This window comes from Caulobacter sp. SRI_014 (assembly GCF_057586315.1).
Genome location: NZ_JBYCZQ010000004.1, coordinates 161,677 through 177,710, shown reverse-complemented (window position 1 = coordinate 177,710; position 16,034 = coordinate 161,677). Strand labels below are relative to the sequence as shown.

Annotated in this window: 15 protein-coding genes and 2 tRNA genes; 5 read left to right on the top strand and 12 right to left on the bottom strand. The window is 63.9% G+C overall.

All coding sequences use genetic code 11. From position 1 onward, the window contains the following. Positions 1-151 precede the first annotated feature (151 nt). The 3 genes from AC2YG9_RS11760 to AC2YG9_RS11750 are packed head-to-tail and all read right to left on the bottom strand — an operon-like array spanning position 152 to position 3,939. Positions 152-1,747, bottom strand: coding sequence for a phytoene desaturase family protein (locus AC2YG9_RS11760; protein WP_487298162.1), 1,596 nt, complete (start codon positions 1,745-1,747; stop codon positions 152-154). Next, positions 1,748-3,241, bottom strand: coding sequence for a malonate--CoA ligase (locus AC2YG9_RS11755; protein WP_487298161.1), 1,494 nt, complete (start codon positions 3,239-3,241; stop codon positions 1,748-1,750). It abuts the gene before it with no gap. A gap of 20 nt (positions 3,242-3,261) precedes the next feature. Beyond that, positions 3,262-3,939, bottom strand: coding sequence for a Crp/Fnr family transcriptional regulator (locus tag AC2YG9_RS11750; protein WP_487298160.1), 678 nt, complete (start codon positions 3,937-3,939; stop codon positions 3,262-3,264). 72 nt (positions 3,940-4,011) lie between these two features. Here AC2YG9_RS11750 and AC2YG9_RS11745 point away from each other — a divergent pair, with 72 nt between their 5' ends. Further along, the gene (locus AC2YG9_RS11745; RefSeq protein ID WP_487298159.1) at positions 4,012-4,854 is read left to right on the top strand and encodes a TauD/TfdA dioxygenase family protein; all 843 of its coding nucleotides are present in this window, start codon (positions 4,012-4,014) and stop codon (positions 4,852-4,854) included. A gap of 61 nt (positions 4,855-4,915) precedes the next feature. On the opposite strand, the gene clpX is transcribed toward AC2YG9_RS11745, so the two are convergent. Beyond that, positions 4,916-6,178: an ATP-dependent Clp protease ATP-binding subunit ClpX gene (gene clpX, locus AC2YG9_RS11740; RefSeq protein WP_487298158.1), complete on the bottom strand. Its 1,263-nt coding sequence runs from the start codon at positions 6,176-6,178 to the stop codon at positions 4,916-4,918. A gap of 342 nt (positions 6,179-6,520) precedes the next feature. On the opposite strand from clpX, the gene AC2YG9_RS11735 reads away from it, so the two are divergent. After that, entirely contained in the window at positions 6,521-7,189 is a 669-nt protein-coding gene (locus AC2YG9_RS11735) for an HAD-IB family hydrolase (RefSeq protein WP_487298157.1), read from the top strand. 54 nt (positions 7,190-7,243) lie between these two features. Here the strand turns inward: AC2YG9_RS11735 and AC2YG9_RS11730 are convergent, their stop codons facing one another. The 6 genes from AC2YG9_RS11730 to AC2YG9_RS11705 form a co-directional block, all read right to left on the bottom strand. Further along, positions 7,244-7,879, bottom strand: coding sequence for an ATP-dependent Clp protease proteolytic subunit (locus AC2YG9_RS11730; RefSeq protein ID WP_487298156.1), 636 nt, complete (start codon positions 7,877-7,879; stop codon positions 7,244-7,246). Positions 7,880-7,978: 99 nt separating this feature from the next. Continuing rightward, the gene (locus AC2YG9_RS11725; RefSeq protein WP_487298155.1) at positions 7,979-8,242 is read right to left on the bottom strand and encodes a hypothetical protein; all 264 of its coding nucleotides are present in this window, start codon (positions 8,240-8,242) and stop codon (positions 7,979-7,981) included. A 76-nt stretch (positions 8,243-8,318) separates the two neighbouring features. Beyond that, on the bottom strand, positions 8,319-9,227 hold the full coding sequence (locus AC2YG9_RS11720) for an AlbA family DNA-binding domain-containing protein (RefSeq protein WP_487298154.1): 909 nt from the start codon (positions 9,225-9,227) through the stop codon (positions 8,319-8,321). 113 nt (positions 9,228-9,340) lie between these two features. After that, entirely contained in the window at positions 9,341-10,705 is a 1,365-nt protein-coding gene (gene tig / locus AC2YG9_RS11715) for a trigger factor (protein WP_487298153.1), read from the bottom strand. A 166-nt stretch (positions 10,706-10,871) separates the two neighbouring features. Next, positions 10,872-11,780: a hypothetical protein gene (locus AC2YG9_RS11710; protein ID WP_487298152.1), complete on the bottom strand. Its 909-nt coding sequence runs from the start codon at positions 11,778-11,780 to the stop codon at positions 10,872-10,874. A 36-nt stretch (positions 11,781-11,816) separates the two neighbouring features. Beyond that, positions 11,817-11,893: transfer RNA gene (locus tag AC2YG9_RS11705), tRNA-Leu, on the bottom strand. A 104-nt stretch (positions 11,894-11,997) separates the two neighbouring features. Between AC2YG9_RS11705 and AC2YG9_RS11700 the strand changes: the two genes are divergently transcribed. The 3 genes from AC2YG9_RS11700 to AC2YG9_RS11690 all read left to right on the top strand — a co-directional run bounded on the left by AC2YG9_RS11700 (position 11,998) and on the right by AC2YG9_RS11690 (position 14,753). Continuing rightward, positions 11,998-13,299 (top strand): tyrosine-type recombinase/integrase, encoded by a 1,302-nt coding sequence (locus AC2YG9_RS11700; protein ID WP_487298151.1) that lies wholly within the window; start codon positions 11,998-12,000, stop codon positions 13,297-13,299. Positions 13,300-13,347: 48 nt separating this feature from the next. Next, positions 13,348-13,430: transfer RNA gene (locus AC2YG9_RS11695), tRNA-Leu, on the top strand. Between the two features lie 129 nt (positions 13,431-13,559). Continuing rightward, positions 13,560-14,753, top strand: a complete 1,194-nt coding sequence (locus AC2YG9_RS11690; RefSeq protein WP_487298150.1) for a hypothetical protein — start codon at positions 13,560-13,562, stop codon at positions 14,751-14,753. Positions 14,754-14,755: 2 nt separating this feature from the next. Here AC2YG9_RS11690 and AC2YG9_RS11685 read toward each other — a convergent pair whose 3' ends face one another. Continuing rightward, positions 14,756-15,379 carry a DUF2026 family protein gene (locus AC2YG9_RS11685; RefSeq protein ID WP_487298149.1) on the bottom strand — a complete coding sequence of 208 codons (624 nt, stop codon included), beginning with the start codon at positions 15,377-15,379 and terminating at the stop codon, positions 14,756-14,758. A 40-nt stretch (positions 15,380-15,419) separates the two neighbouring features. Further along, on the bottom strand, positions 15,420-16,034 hold the full coding sequence (locus AC2YG9_RS11680; protein ID WP_487298148.1) for a hypothetical protein: 615 nt from the start codon (positions 16,032-16,034) through the stop codon (positions 15,420-15,422).

Below are 16,034 nucleotides of genomic sequence, written 5' to 3'. Positions count from 1 at the left end.
GGAAGGCAGTCCGGATGAAGTCTGGCGGCCTCTGCCGCCCATCTGCCGCACGCGCGGCGTCGAGCCTGTCAGTGCAGGAGCTTCATACGTAGCGGTGGGCGCCGGTCTTCATGGTCCGAACGCTAGCGTGATCGCCCGGCCTTGCAAACCCCTAGAACGCCCGCTTGCCCGCATCCTTGAGGATTTCGCGCGCGGCATTGTGCCCCGGCGCGCCGGTGACACCGCCGCCCGGGTGGGTGCCCGCGCCGCACATGTAGAGTCCCTTGAGCGGCCCCCGATGCGCCCCGTGCCCCAGCACCGGCCGCGCCGAGAACAGCTGGTCCAGGCCCAGCGTCCCATGGAAGATGTCGCCGCCGACCAGGCCGAAGTCGCGCTCCAGATCGAGCGGGCTCTTGATCTGCCGGCCAAGCACCGAGGCCTTGAAGCCCGGCGCCCACTTGTCGACCGTGGCGATCATCACGTCGGCGACTTCCTCGCGGTGGTCGTCCCACGACCGGCCGCCCGACAGCTCCGGCTGCACATGCTGGCAGAACAGGCTGGCGACATGCTGGCCGGCGGGGGCCAGGCTGTCGTCCAGCGTCGAGGGGATCAGCATCTCGACGATGGGGTTCTTCGACCAGCCGGTCTGGCGCGCCTCGATATAGGCCTGCTCCATGTAGGCCATGCTCGGGGCCATGATGATGCCGGCGGTCATGTGGTCGCCGTTGTCCGGCCGACAGGTAAACCTGGGCAGTTCGCTCAGCGCGACGTTCATCCTGAACGTGCCCGACCCCGACCGATACCGCTCGATCCGCTCGTTGAAGTCGCCCGGCAGAAGCGCCGGATCAAGCAGCCGCTGGTACAGCAGCTTGGGGTGGATGTTCGACACCACCGCCCGCGCCCGCAGGGTCTCACCGCTGTCGGTGACGACGCCAACGGCCCGGCCGTTCTCGACCAGCACCTCGGCCACCCCGACGCCGGTGCGGATCTCGACGCCTTTCTCCCGCGCCGCCGACGCAATCGCCTGGCTGATCGCCCCCATGCCCCCAACGGCGTGGCCCCAGGCGCCCTTCTTGCCGTTCACCTCGCCGAACACATGGTGCAGCAGCACATAGGCAGAGCCGGGCGTGTAGGGGCTGGCGTAGTTGCCGACGACGCCGTCGAAACCCAGCACCGCCTTGATCGGATCGCTTTCGAACCAGCCGTCCAGCCAGTCGCCCGCCGACTGCGAGAACAGAGCCAGCAGGTCGCGCTTGGCCGTTGTGTCCAAGCTAGAGACAAGCTTGCCCAGCGAGGCGCTCTTGATCAGCTCCGGCAACGCCTGCAGCCAGCCGCCCTCGACCATGTCCGGCGGGGTCTGCAGGACGATGTCGCGCAGCACGTCTGCAATCCGGTCCAGGCGGTCGTTGTAGGCGTCGAGATTGTCGGCGTCCTTCTGCGAGAACCGCGCCACCTCGGCATGGGTCCGCCCCTCGCCGGTGACCAGGCTGTCGCTGTCGCTCACGGGGAGGAAGTTGGCCGCCTTGCGCTCCACCACCTTCAGCCCGTGCCGCGGCAGGTCGAGATCGCGGATGACCTTGGGATTGAGCAGGCTGACGGTGTAGGCCGCCACGCTGTTGCGGAAGCCCGGGTGGAATTCCTCGGTGACCGCCGCCCCGCCAACCACGGTGCGCTTCTCCAGCACGGTGACCTTCAGGCCGGCGCTGGCGAGATAGAAGGCGCAGGTCAGACCGTTGTGACCGCCGCCGATGATGATGATGTCGCTCATTCAGCCCCTGTAGAGCCCGGCATGGGTTTCGCGCAACAGGGCCTTCTGCACCTTGCCCATGGCGTTGCGCGGCAGGTCGTCGACGAACAGCACCCGCTTGGGCTGCTTGAACTTCGCCAGCCGCTCCGAAAGCGCCGCCAGCACTGTCTCTTCGGTCAGGCCCGGCTTGCCGCCCGTGGCGATCACCGCCGTCACCGCCTCGCCGAAATCAGCATGGGCCAGCCCGATCACCGCGCTCTCGACCACGCCCGGCAGCGCATCGATCTCGGCCTCGACCTCCTTGGGATAGACGTTCAGCCCGCCCGTGATGATCAGGTCCTTGCCCCGCCCGACGATGTGGACGTAGCCGGCCTCGTCGATCTTCCCCAGATCGCCGGTGATGAACCAGCCGCCCGGCTTGAACTCCGCCGCCGTCTTCTCCGGCATCCGCCAGTAGCCGGCGAACACGTTGGGCCCACGCACCTCGATCATGCCGATCTCGCCGGCCGGCATCGGCGCGCCCGTCTCCGGATCGCTGATCCGCAAGCTGACGTCCGGCAGCGGCGGCCCGACCGTCCCGGCCACCCGCTGGCCGTCATAGGGATTGGAGGTGTTCATCCCCGTCTCGGTCATGCCGTACCGTTCAAGGACCAGATGCCCCGTCCGCGCCTCGAATTCCCGGTGCGTCTCGGCCAGCAGGGGCGCGGAGCCCGAAATGAACAGCCGCATCCCTGCCGTCGCCTGAGGCGTCAACCCGGGCTGGGCTAGCAGCCGGGTGTAGAAGGTCGGCACGCCCATCAGGCTGCTGGCCCGGCGCATAAGCCCGAGCACTTCGGCCGCATCGAACTTCGCCCGGAAGATCATCGACGCCCCGGCCGCCATGATGACGTTGGTCGCCACGAACAGCCCGTGCACGTGGTAGATCGGCAGGGCGTGGATCAGCACATCGGCGGGCGTAAACGACCACAGCTTCACCAGGGTCAGCGCATTGGCCGTGAGGTTGCCATGCGTCAGCATCGCCCCCTTCGACCGCCCCGTTGTGCCCGAAGTGTAGCAGATGGCCGCCAGGTCCTCGGGGCCGCGCTCGACGGTCTCGAACACGTCCGGGCTCGCCGCCGCCAGGTCGGCCAGGCTCCCCCGTCCGTTCGCATCCAGGGTCGCGGTCATGCCGAACTCGACGACGCGAGGCGCAACCGTGGGGTCACAGACGATCAGAGCCGGCTCGGCGTCCGTGACGAAATAGAACAGCTCCGACAGGGTGTAGGCCGTGTTCAGCGGCAGGAAGACCGCCCCCGCGCGCACCGTGGCCAGATAGAGGATCAGGTTCTCCGGACTTTTCTCGACCTGCACAGCCACCCTGTCCCCCGGCCGCACCCCCTTCTTCACCAGGGCATTGGCCCATCGGGCTGTCAGGGCATCCAGCGCGCCATAGGTGATGACAGAGCCATCCGACCTTTCCAGGAACGGCGCATCGGCCGCGCCAACGCCGGTGAGCGTGTCGTAGAGCAGATTCATGGCCGGACTGATGGCATGAGTCAGGCCCCCTCCGCCATCGCCCGCTCCAGCAGCCGCCGGCTGAGGATCTCGATACGCCCGTATCCCAGCTTGACCGCCCCCGCCGCGGCCAGCTCGCCCAGCCAGCCGTTCACCGCCTTGCGGCTGAACCCGAGCATCTCGGCCATGTCCGTCTGGTTGGCCGCAACGACATCCCCACCCAGCGCCAGCATCATCAGCCGCGAAGCCAGCTGGGCCCGGGGCGGCAGCGCCACCCGCTCCGCCGCCACCTGCACGTTGAACTGCAGCTGGCGATAGATGAGCTGCGAAATCACCTGCCACACGCCCGGCCAGTCCGCCGCTACCCGCCGCAGCGCCGCGTCGGTCAGCACCAGCACCAGGCTCTTGCCCACGCTGACCGCAGTCACCAGCCGCGGCCCGCCGCCGAACACCGGGCTCTGCCCGATCGCCGCGCCAGGTCCCATCATTCCTATCAGCGCCTCGCGGTCGCCCGGCGCCTTGGCGAACAGCCGCATCCGCCCCTCCAGCACCATCAGCACCCCGGCCGCCTCGTCCCCTTCGCCATGCGCCCACTCCCCTTCGGCCAGCCATCGCGTCCGCGCCGCCGCCAGCAGCGCCTCGCGCAAGCCCGGCGGGTGCTCGGCCAGCCAGCCGGAACGGTCGAATAGTTCGCGATGAGCGGCGATCTGCGGGTCCATGCAAAACTGTTACCTTGGTGACAATCTCTTGTCTTCACCCGTGGCTTGATGCCTCAAGCATCGGAGGACGCCATGATCCAGGAAGCCCTGACCATCGAAAAGCTGCCCGGCTGCGGCGCCATGGTCCACGACGTCGATCTCTCCCGCATCGACGCCAATATTGCCGACATCCTGCGCGAGGCCCTGTTCGAGCATGGCGTCCTCTTCTTCCGCGGCCAGACCCTCTCGCGGCAACAGCACCTCGATCTGGCGCGCGCCTTCGCTCCGATCGACGTCAACCGCTTCTTCCCGGCTGACGCCGACTGGCCCGAGATCGCCAAGGTCGAGAAGACCAGGGAGCAGACCAGCAACATCGGCGGCGGCTGGCACACCGACCATTCCTACGACGCCGAACCGGCCCTTGGCTCCATTCTGGTCGCCCGCGACCTGCCCCCCAGCGGCGGCGACACCCTGTTCGCCGACATGTACGCCGCCTGGGACAGCCTGCCGGCCGAAATGCAGGATCGGGTACGCCACATGCAGGCCATCCACTCGACCGCCCATGTCTTTGGCGAAGGCGGCGCCTATGCGCAGTCGGACCAGGACGCCTTGTCCGGCAGCCGCGACCTGCCCGAAACCATTCATCCGGTTGTGATCAAGCACCCCGGCAGCGGCAAGCCGGTCCTCTACGTCAACCCGGCCTTCACGACCGGCTTTGTTGGTCTGTCAAAGGAAGAGGGCCAGGAACTGCTCTACCAGCTGCTTCCCCACGCCATCGACAAGTCGCGCACCTACGCCTTCCAGTGGGAACCGGGCTCGGTCGCCATCTGGGACAACCGCGCCACCTGGCACTTCGCCAAGAACGACTACCACGGCCACTACCGCCTGATGCACCGCGTGACGATGGCCGGCGTTCCGCTCGAAGCGGCGTTCTGACAAAGCAAAAGGCCCGCTGATCACTCAGCGGGCCTTCGCAATTCCAGCGGTGGAAGCAGCGTTAAGCCGCGCCCGCCCCGCCCTTCTTCTCGGCGTAGATGACCAGCGGCTGAGCGCGGCCTTCGACGACCTCGGCGTTGACCACCACCTCTTCGACACCTTCGTACGACGGCAGGTCGAACATCGTGTCCAGCAAAATGCCTTCCATGATCGAGCGCAGGCCGCGCGCGCCGGTGCGGCGCAGGATGGCCTTGCGGGCCACGGCCATCAGGGCGTCGTCGGTGAACTTCAGGCCGACGTTCTCCATCTCGAACAGGCGACCGTACTGCTTGATCAGCGCGTTCTTCGGCTCGGTCAGGATGGTCATCAGCGCCGCCTCGTCGAGGTCCTCGAGGGTGGCGATGACCGGCAGACGGCCGATGAATTCGGGGATCAGGCCGAAGCGCTGCAGGTCGTCGGGCTCGACGCCGCGCAGGATCTGGCCGGTGCGGCGCTCGTCCGGATCGGTGACCTTGGCCCCGAAGCCGATCGAGGTGCCGACGCCGCGGCTGGAGATGATCTTCTCGAGGCCGGCGAAGGCGCCGCCGCAGATGAACAGGATGTTGGCCGTGTCGACCTGCAGGAACTCCTGCTGGGGATGCTTGCGGCCGCCCTGCGGAGGCACTGAAGCGACGGTGCCTTCCATGATCTTCAGCAGCGCCTGCTGGACGCCCTCGCCCGACACGTCGCGGGTGATCGAGGGGTTGTCCGACTTGCGGCTAATCTTGTCGATTTCGTCGATGTAGACGATGCCGCGCTGGGCCCGCTCGACGTTGTAGTCGGCGGCCTGGAGCAGCTTGAGGATGATGTTCTCGACGTCTTCACCCACGTAACCGGCTTCGGTCAGGGTGGTGGCGTCGGCCATCGTGAAGGGCACGTCGATGATGCGGGCCAGGGTCTGGGCCAGCAGGGTCTTGCCGGTGCCGGTCGGACCGACCAGCAGGATGTTCGACTTGGCCAGCTCGACGTCGGAGTTCTTGGTCGCGTGGTTGAGGCGCTTGTAGTGGTTGTGCACCGCCACCGAGAGCACCTTCTTGGCGTGCTCCTGGCCGATCACGTAGTCGTCGAGGACCTCGCGGATTTCCTTCGGAGTCGGGACGCCGTCCTTCGACTTCACGAAAGCAATCTTGTGCTCCTCGCGGATGATATCCATGCAGAGCTCGACGCATTCATCACAGATGAACACCGTCGGGCCGGCGATCAGCTTGCGCACCTCATGTTGGCTCTTTCCGCAGAAGGAGCAGTACAGGGTGCTTTTCGAGTCGCCACTGGCGGCCTTGGTCATTTCGCTTCTCACACTCCGGGACGCCTCGAACCTTGCGGCTCTAACGCCCCCTCCCCGCGGAACGATCCTGCGAGTTGGATTCGCAGACTACACTGTGCGGGTTGTCTAAACCTTGACATTCCCCGATCCGCCGCTTCGCGGCAAGCGCCGCGATGCCACAGGGACCGGAACATTGCCTCCGAGGCGACCCGAATGGCCGCCCCATCGTTAACAAACTAGATGGTGTGCCTGTTGTAGCCGCACAACGGCCGTGACGCTGACGCATCGCTCGAATGTGACGAATCGTGATGCAAGCGGCGTCTGGATTGGGGAAAGGCCCGACGTTCGGGCTATATGGGGACCATGGCGCGCAAGGCGACGATGCTCGGACGGCTGAACGTCAGCGGAGGGATCATGACCGATCCCCTGCACGAGCTTGGCGTGGTGGCGTTCGATTTCGACGGCACCATGACGACCAAGGATAGCTTCACCGCCTTCCTGAAGTGGCGGGCCGGCGGGGTGCGCTATGCCATGGGCTGCCTGAAGCTGACGCCGCAGATTTTCGTCTACCTGTTCGACCGCAACCGCGGAAAACTCAAGGCGGCCGCCGTGCGGGAGTTCCTCAAGGGTGCGCGCCAGGAGCAGCTGCAGGAAGAAGCCCGCCGCTTCGCCGAAAAGAATTCCGGCCGGCTGATGCGGCCCGACGCCGTCGACACCTGGCGGCGCTGGCGCACCAAGGGCGCCAAGACCATCATCGTCACCGCCTCGCCCGACTTCGTGGTCGCCCCGTTCGCCCGAGGCCTGGGGGCCGATGGCCTGATCGGCACGGAGCTGGCCTTCGACGCGGAGGGCCGGTGCCTGGGCGTCTTCGCCGGCCAGAACTGCCGTGGCCCGGAGAAGGTGCGGCGGATCAAGGAGCTCTACGGCGAGGATGTGCGCCTGACCGCCGCCTACGGCGACACCTCGGGCGACAAGGAGATGCTCGCCATCGCCGACGAGCCCGGCTATCGCGTCTTCAAGGGCAGGCCCTGATACGCAAAACGGCCCGCATCGCTGCGGGCCGCCTGCTTTTCGATCAACGCGAGCTTAGCCGGCGCCGGCTTCGGTCTCTTCGCGCGAGCTTTGCACGTGATCGACCAGGCCCCAGGCCTTGGCTTCGTCGGCGCTCATGAAGTGGTCGCGATCAAGGGTGGTCTCGACCTCTTCATAGGTCCGGCCGCAGTGCTTGACGTAGATCTCGTTCAGCCGCTGCTTGGTCTTCAGGATGTCCTCGGCGTGGCGCATGATGTCCGAGGCCTGGCCGCGGAAACCGCCCGACGGCTGGTGGACCATGATCCGGGCGTTGGGCAGGGCGATCCGCTGACCAGCGGCGCCGGCGCAGAGCAGCAGGCTGCCCATCGAGGCGGCCATGCCCATGCACAGCGTCGTCACCGGGCTCTTGATGTATTGCATGGTGTCGTAGATCGCGAGGCCGGACGTCACCACGCCGCCCGGCGAGTTGATGTACATCTGGATCTCCTTCTTGGGGTTCTCGGACTCCAGGAAGAGAAGCTGGCTGCAGATCAGGCTGCTCATGCCGTCCTCGACCGGACCGGTCAGGAAGATGATCCGCTCTTTCAGCAGGCGCGAGAAGATGTCGAAGGCCCGCTCGCCGCGGCTGGTTTGCTCGACCACCATCGGCACGAGGTTGGCGGCGGTGCGTTCGTAGTCGTCGTAGTACATGGGTGCTCCTTGAAATCCGGAAGGCATGTCGCGAATCGAACCGCGCCTACGCCCGCTTCCCGGATATCGGTCCGGGGTTAACAGGATGCAAGGGCGGCGCTAAGGCGCAAGCGGCCCCAGCGCGGCTTTCAGCATCACAAACGGGTTGTCGTTGAGCCCCAGAGCCCAGGTGACGGTGGCGACCCCATAGGCCAGGACGAACACCTTGCCGGCCAGCAGCGAGGCATAGCCGGCGGGGTTGCTGTCGGCGTTGAAGCGCCAGATGTCGTCGCCCGACTGCCCGCTCCGCACATCGCGCACGAGGGCCCAGCCGGCGACGAGGGCCAGCGATCCGAATATCAGGGCCATGATCCAGGGCGGCATGGATGTCTCCACAGGCGCAGGACCATACCTCCAATCACTTAATCAAATTGGCCGCACGGGCCCATGGTCAGGTGGACTATAGAATTGGATCAGACCAAGCGATGGTCAGGCCGCCACCATCTTTGGAAAGCACCCCCTGCCGTTCCAGGAAGAACCCCGGCGAAGTAATTCGGTAGCCGATGAAGCACTTCCTACCCTCTTCGAGATCGTCAAACGCGAGTTTTCCCAGCACGAAAGTTGTCTCGCGATAGACCGGCTGGTGATGCGGGACCATCAAGTTTTTATAGAACGCTTGGATCTCAACCCCGGAAAACGTAGCACCGCTCGAATTCTTAAAATCACCGTCCAGCTTGGCGTTTAGGCCGACCTCGATGAACACGTGAACAGTGCTGTACAGGGCGGGCTCTGGTGCGTGATTCCCGATCCGGATGCGAAATGCCGGGCGAGCTTGCGTGTTGGCCAGCTTGTGCTCGTCGGGTTCAAAATCAAGGTAGAGGCTGGGCTTGGAAGCCCGGCGTTGGACGTCTCTAACTTCATAGTCCTCCATAGGGCAGGACACGAAATTGAAGCGCTTATAGTACCGGTGATCGTTGGCCTGGTGGGGAGCCATCGCGGCCGCACGAGGGACCTCAAGAACATAGGCCGAATTTCCGCCGGGAAGCTCTATCTGCTTGATCTTGATCCCCTGCACTCGAGGCTTGATGGTGGAGTTGATGACCTGCTCAATCCACTCTCGAGAAATCTTCGCGGGATCAGTTCCATCATCCAAGCGACGCGGAAGATGACCCTCTTCCTCAATTCCAAAGACGATCAATCCCCCATCGGAATTGGCGAACGCCGAAACATCTTTGCTGAGTTCAGTACGGCATGCGCTATCGTTCTTGAGCGCCTTTGACTGCTTGTAGTCCAAGCTCAAGCTTTCAGGCACGCCGTTGTCAATCAGCGCCTGTAGGTCAGAGACATCCCATTCGGTGATCGGTCGCATCTTGGAATCCTATCACGATCACCGAAGCCATTTCGCCAGGCCGACTGCTGCCCGCAAGAAAAAGGGCCCCGGATCGCTCCGGGGCCCTCGTTCAGTTCCGATCCCTGGAGGGATCAGTAGCCTTCCGGCATGTCGTCTTCGGCTTCCAGTTCGGCCTTGGAGACCTTCTTGTCCTTGATGGTCGCCTTGTCGAAGATCAGTTCGACGACCTTATCCTCATAGAGGGGGGCGCGGATCTGGGCCTGGGCCTGCGGGTTCTGGCGCAGCAGGTCGAAGGCCTGTTGCGGCTGCAGGCCGTACTGCTGGGCCATGGCCATGGCTTCGCGCTGGATGGCCGTGCTCAGTTCCTGGTCGCTGATCGTCACGTTGTTGATGCGGCCGATCTCGGCCAGCACCAGACCCAGGCGCACGCGGCGCTCGGCGATCTTGCGGTACTCGACCTTCAGGTCGTCGTCGGACTTGCCGGCGTCTTCCTCGGGCAGGTTGTTCGCCGTCTTGTCGGCCTCGACCTGTTGCCAAATGCCGTCGAACTCGGCCTGGACCATGCCGGGGGGCAGCGGGAAGTCGTGGCCCTTGTCCAGCTCGTCGAGCAGGGCGCGCTTCAGCTTGAAGCGGCTGGCGCGGCCGTACTGGTCGGCCAGGTTCTTCGAGAGAATGTCGCGCAGGGCGGCCAGGTCCGACAGGCCGAGGCGCGTGGCCAGCTCGTCGTTGACTTCCGAGTCCTTCGGGGCGCGCACTTCATGCACCTTCACCGCGAAGACCGCGTCCTTGCCGGCCAGATTGGCGGCTTGGTAGTTCTCGGGGAAGGTCACGTTGACGGTGACGTCGTCGCCCGGCTTGGCGCCGGTCAGTTGATCTTCGAAACCCGGGATGAACTGGCCCGAACCGATGACCAGCTCGGCGCCCTCGGCCTTGCCGCCGTCGAACTCGACGCCGTCGATCGAACCCACGAAGTCGATCAGCAGCTGGTCGTCCTTCTTGGCCTTGACGGTCTTGCCGGTGCGCGGCTCGTAGGAACGGGCCTGCTTGGCCAGGTCCTTGAGGGCCTCGTCGACTTCCTTGTCGGTCGGCTCATAGACCGGCTTGGTCAGCTTCAGCTTGGAGACGTCGATCGGCTCGAAGTCGGGCATCAGCTCGACGGACAGGTCGTAAGCCAGGTCGGCCTTGCCATCCATGACGTCGTTCATGTCGACGGTCGGCTTCAGGTCCGGCTGGGCGGCGGGACGCAGCTTGTTGTCGTCGATGATCTTCTGGGTGGTCTCGTTCAGCGCGGCGTCGACCACCTCGCCCATCAGACCCTTGCCGTAGACGCGCTTGACGTGCGCGGCCGGCACCTTGCCGGGGCGGAAGCCCTTGATGTTCATCTGGGGCCGGATCTCTTCGATCCGCTTTTCGAGGCGCTCGGCCAGTTCACCGGCCGGGACGGTCACACCGTAGACCTTGCTCAGGCCTTCACCGGACTTTTCAACAATCTGCATGGTTCGTCTTCATCTGGCGGTTCGCCGCTCGAGAGTGAGCGGATCGTCCCGCGTCGGGGTGGATCGGGCGCGCTGAGTTTGGCCTTTCGAAGGCCCGGCCCGGCGCGAAGCGGGCCTTATGTCACGCAGGGGGCCATGGGCCAACCCCAAAGGCAGGCGCGCGCGCCTATTCCTTGGGCTTATCCCCGCCCTCTTCGCCCTCTTTCAGGTCCTTGCCCATCGAGCGGGTGATGTCCCGCTTCTGGCCGTCGGAGTTACGGGTGTCGCGGCGCGCCTCATAGACGCCGGTCAGATAGGCGACGTCCCAGCTGGTCAGCGCCTCCTGCGGCTCGATGCCCGCCGCCTTGTCGGCAAACAGGTTGAGGATCGAGCTGCCGGTCTTCGGCTCGGCCTGCGGATCGATCTGCGCCAGCGAGACGAAGGCCAGGTAGTCGGCCAGGGCGGCGAACCGCACCTGCCCCACCTTGGTCACGTCGACCACCACGATGGCGCGGTCGAAGTCATCGCGCGTACGGCTGGAAATGCGGCCGGTCGAATAGACCTGAACCTGGTCGCCAGAATTGTACTTGGTGCCGTCCTCGGTCACCCGATGGGTGACATGCCACCAGCGCACCGGCGCATCCGAGCCCTGGAACATGCGCAGCGCCTTGCGGCCCGAAGTCATCTCCAGGTCATAGCGCGAATAGGCGTAGGGGTGGTTCTTCAGCGAGCGCTTCACGAAGCCATCGGCGTCGGCGGTGAACACCACCAGCACATTGACGTTGCAGCCCGGCGCGCCGGGCTCCAGCCCGACCTTCAGCGCCACCGCCGCGATGTGGTCGGCGACCACCTGGGCGTATTCCGGCTTCACCCCGGCCACGCCCGGACAGACCTTGCGGTCCCAGCGGGCGATACGGCCGTTGCCGCTGTCGGCGGCGACGTTCTCGACGAATGACTCGATGGCCTTCTTTTCGTCCAGCGGCGGGGCGGTGATCTGGATGCCCGAGACCGTGGCGTCTTCAGCCGGCTTCTCGGCCGGCGCGGGGGCCTGTTGAAAAGCGAGCGCGGCGGCGGCGGCCAGACCGATAAGCGACATGACTAAAGCATCCCCCGCCCGTCAGGGCGCAATCGTTGGTGCGGATGAGAGGACTCGAACCTCCACGCCTTGCGGCGCTGGAACCTGAATCCAGTGATATCCTCTCTTCTCGCTGTTCAACATACAATAGTCTGAGTTAAAACAACAAGTTAGTTTTTTCGACAATCTACAGTAGGCTGGACACACCCTGGACACACTTTCGACCGGGAGGGGTTGGATGCAGACGCACTCGATGTTTGATGGCCGCTTGCAGGTCTATAAGCGCGACAACAGCCGTTATTGGCAGTGTGCCGCGCGGGTTGGTGGTGAACGCCACCGTTCCTCCACAAAGGAGGAAAGTGTCGAACGGGCGAAGGATATTGCCGAGGATTGGTATCTCGAACTGCGCGGTAAACTTCGCCGCGGCGAGATCGTCAAGGCCGGCCCGACCTTCGCCGAGGCTGCCGCCTCCTATTTGAAGGAGGCTCGTGTCCTGGCGGCCACGACGCGCAGCCCCAAATACATCGAGTTCATGGAACTGCGCCTGAACAGGCACGTCCTCCCCTACTTCGGCGACAAGCAGCTGACGGCCGTGAACCGGGGCCTGGTTCAATCCTATCGGGTCCAGCGAGCCGAAGAGACGATCAAGCGCACCGAGAGGCCAGCCACCGATACGTCGCCGGCCGTGCCCGGCAAGCCGCCGGCTCGCAGCACCATGCTGCAAGAGATCGTCATCATCCGGCAGGTGCTCAAGCACGCCGAGGGCATGGGCTTGATCAGCCACGTTCCGAGCCTGTCGACCGCCTACATGACTCAAGGCAAGCGCGGTCGCAGGGCTTGGTTCTCCCCGGCCGAGTACAAGCAGCTTTATGAAGCGACCCGTCGCCGTATCGATAAGGGCGCACGCCCTGGCTGGAAGTCGCACTATGAAGACATGCACGACTTCGTGCTGTTCATGGCGAACACGGGCCTCCGGCCCGACGAAGCGCTGCGCCTCCAGCTTCGCGATGTGAGCGTTGAAGACGATGCCGCCACTCGCACGACCATCCTCGTGATCGATGTGCGCGGCAAAACCGGCGTGGGCTTTTGCAAGAGCATGCCGGGAGCCGTCCTGCCCTTCCAGCGCCTGAAAGCACGCCGCGAGTCAGAGGCGACCGAGTCGAGGGTTGAGCTTCAGCCCACCGCGACCGTGTTCCGCAGGTTCGACCGCGACCTATTCAACACCATCCTTGCGGAAGAAGGCTTGAAGTTCGACCGCGACGGCCAGCGCCGCACGGCCTACAGCCTGCGGCACACCTACATCTCGATGCGCCTCATGGAAGGCGCGAATATCTATCAAGTCGCCAACAACTGCAGAACCAGCGTCGAGATGATCGAGCAGTTTTATGCGGCCCATATCAAGGACCGCTTGGACGCCGCCGCGATCAATGTCGAGCGGCCGAAGGCGCTCAAACGACCGGCCAAACCCCGATCAGGCGGCACAACCAAAGCCAAGCCCGCCAACGAATCTTCCAAAACCCAGGCGCAGACTGCCGGCTAGCCATGTCCCTTGGCGCAGGGACTCCGGCCCGCTATGATTCATGTGTAAGCGGCTATGGCGGAATTGGTAGACGCACCTGGTTTAGGTCCAGACGGGTGACCGTGGGGGTTCGAGTCCCTCTAGCCGCACCATCAAAAAAGCGAAGCGCGCAGGGACGAAGGTCCCGGCCGCGAGCTTGCGAAGGCGGACCCGAAGGGGTCTGCCGGTGGCCATCAGAGGTCCGAACGGACCTCGGCCATCGCCTCCGAAAGGAATCTTCAGTGATCAACGAGCGCGGTGAGGCACTGAAGAGGAAGCTATCGAAGCTCCTCGTCGGATTCACTCGCAACTTTCCGATCAGTTTGGACGCGTCGGACATGAGCCGCACGCGACCGAGCGACGATGAATTCCCGGTGCCCGCCCTCATCCTCTTCGTCCTTCGTAACGCGATGGGCTTCTATGCGACCGGACCGGAAGAGAAGGTCGCGTGGACCGTCTATTTCAACGTCAAAGAAGTTCCCTTTGCCGTCCAGCTCCAAAAGTCTGGCTTCATGATCCGTACGCAGGGTGGCTCGAAGGCAGATGTGGATCGTGTCTGCGGACAGCTCAAGCGCGCCCAAAAGTCCGTCGAAGAATACCTCCGCCCTATCGCGATGCTCCAAGCTCGCCATGGGAACGTGACCATCGCCAATCGCTTCAGCCAGTTTGACGGACGCTACCGATTTTTCCGTGACAGCGCTAAGGAGGCCTATGCAAGGGCAGCCAAGAAGCCCGGCAGGCCAAAGGATATTCCGGAGGACGCCACCGCAGATGAGAAGATCGCGCTGGCCATGAGCGAAATGACGGCAAGCTGGAACGCCAAGGTCCGTGCCGAACGGGAGGGCTTCTATTTTTCTATCGCAATGATCGACGCTTACTTCAGCCGATTGGAGCACGAGCTCGCCTTGATGCGCGCGTTCGTTGGAAAGCCCCTGGCCGAAGGCGAACTCCTCGACTTCTTTTCAGCCAAGGCAAAATGGGACGAGAAGGTCGGGATGTTTCTCGACGTCGGCGGAAACCACCGTGCTGGACTCGCCCTGGGAAAGCTCAAGCGGATCAAGGAGCGGATCCGCAACCCGTTTGCCCACGGGGGCGTCGAGAACGACCACGGCTCACTGTTCGTCCACCTGCCCTCCCTTGGCACCGTGCCGGCGAATTTCACTCGTCATAAAGACAGCGTTCAATTCAACTTTGTCCCGGTAGGACCTGACGACTTCAAAGAGGCCTGCGCTGCTTTCGACGCTTTCGATAGTCTGCTTTCGGCCGGACCCCTCGCAGGGGTGCGTCAGATGATCGATGCGGGTATCGACCCTCAATTCGACGCCGAAACCCTGACAGTCTACAAGTCATTGGTAAGCGGCACCGCCGAAGCCCGCGAAGCGTACATCGACCGATGGGGCGATGCATGGATGCGCCAATCGAACATGGATTTCTAGCGTCACCAAGAGCCAGTCGCGGTCGTCCGGGGCAGGACTAAGTGATGCGTTTCGCCGGCACTGTCGCCCATCTTAACGGACTTCAACTGCGGCCTTCGCCGGCTCCCAAACCAAGTATCAGCAACCTCCAGGAGATCGCCGCTTGACGGTCGACTGAGGAAATTCTTGAGCAGAGAATTTGTCAGGTCGGGATCGGGCAGAGTGAAGAAGTCGCCAACTTCGGCGAGGTCATCAAAGCTTGTCGCTTCGGACGCTTTCGGCCGCTGAAACATCTTTCGCGGCACGACCACATTTCGCTCTGCGAAAGCCTCAGGAAAGATCGGGGCCATGAAATCGATGAAGTGCGTTTCGGTTTGGACCCACATATGAAAGCCTTCCGGCGAGGTGCAAATTCGCCCGTCCTTCTGCTCACCGAAAAAGACAACCTCGGACATATGATTGACGCGCAACGCGAAGCCGCCTGCGACAGGGCGCGCCGGAATCTTGTAGTGCTTGCTCAGGACCACAGCGCCGCAGGCGGCGAAGAAGATGCATCCTTTCTCGGAATTACCGAAGGCCTGCCTCACGCCATGGATGACCTGATAGATACGATTGTAGTCGCTCAGCGGAATAAGGAACCGGCTCAAATCGCACCTGCCGACAGTTGGGAGAAATGGCGCTGCACGGTCAGCTCTTGGCGGCCTTAAGAGCCATGACGTTGCAGACGAACCGTTCGGCTGCGTTCCGCGCCGCGTAGGCGGTTGCCAGATACGCTATGGCCGTGATCCCACAGAGTAGAAGACCGCCCGCCCAATTGTGCGGCGGGATTAGGCCGAGCAGCGGGCTCACACCGCTCAGTGAGGCGAGCAGGACTGCCGACTCCCGTAGGGCCAGATATCGCCGATGACTTTCAGCAACGACGACGTTCTCCTCGAACTCCTTCAACCAGCGATACCAAAGAGCGTTCTCCTCCAACGGCGACATGGTCGCCGAAGGAAGCAGGGTCGCCAACTTGGCCTGGTCGATACGCGCTTCGCGCGGAGCCAGGATCGAGAACGCCCGGCAACCCGGCAACCGATCCTTGATGCGCCAGAACACCAAAGCCTCCTTCACGGCACGTGGGAAGACCTCTTGAAGTACCAAAAGGAAGACGCCGGCCAAACCGGCGACAGCGCCGTGCTTCAAGAAAGCATCTAGTAGGCTGGCATTGTGGACACCAAAATACGTCGCCGCACCGATATAGGCCGCGAGGATCGGCAGCTGATATTTGGCACCAATGCCTTTCTTGAGGGTCTCAGCCAT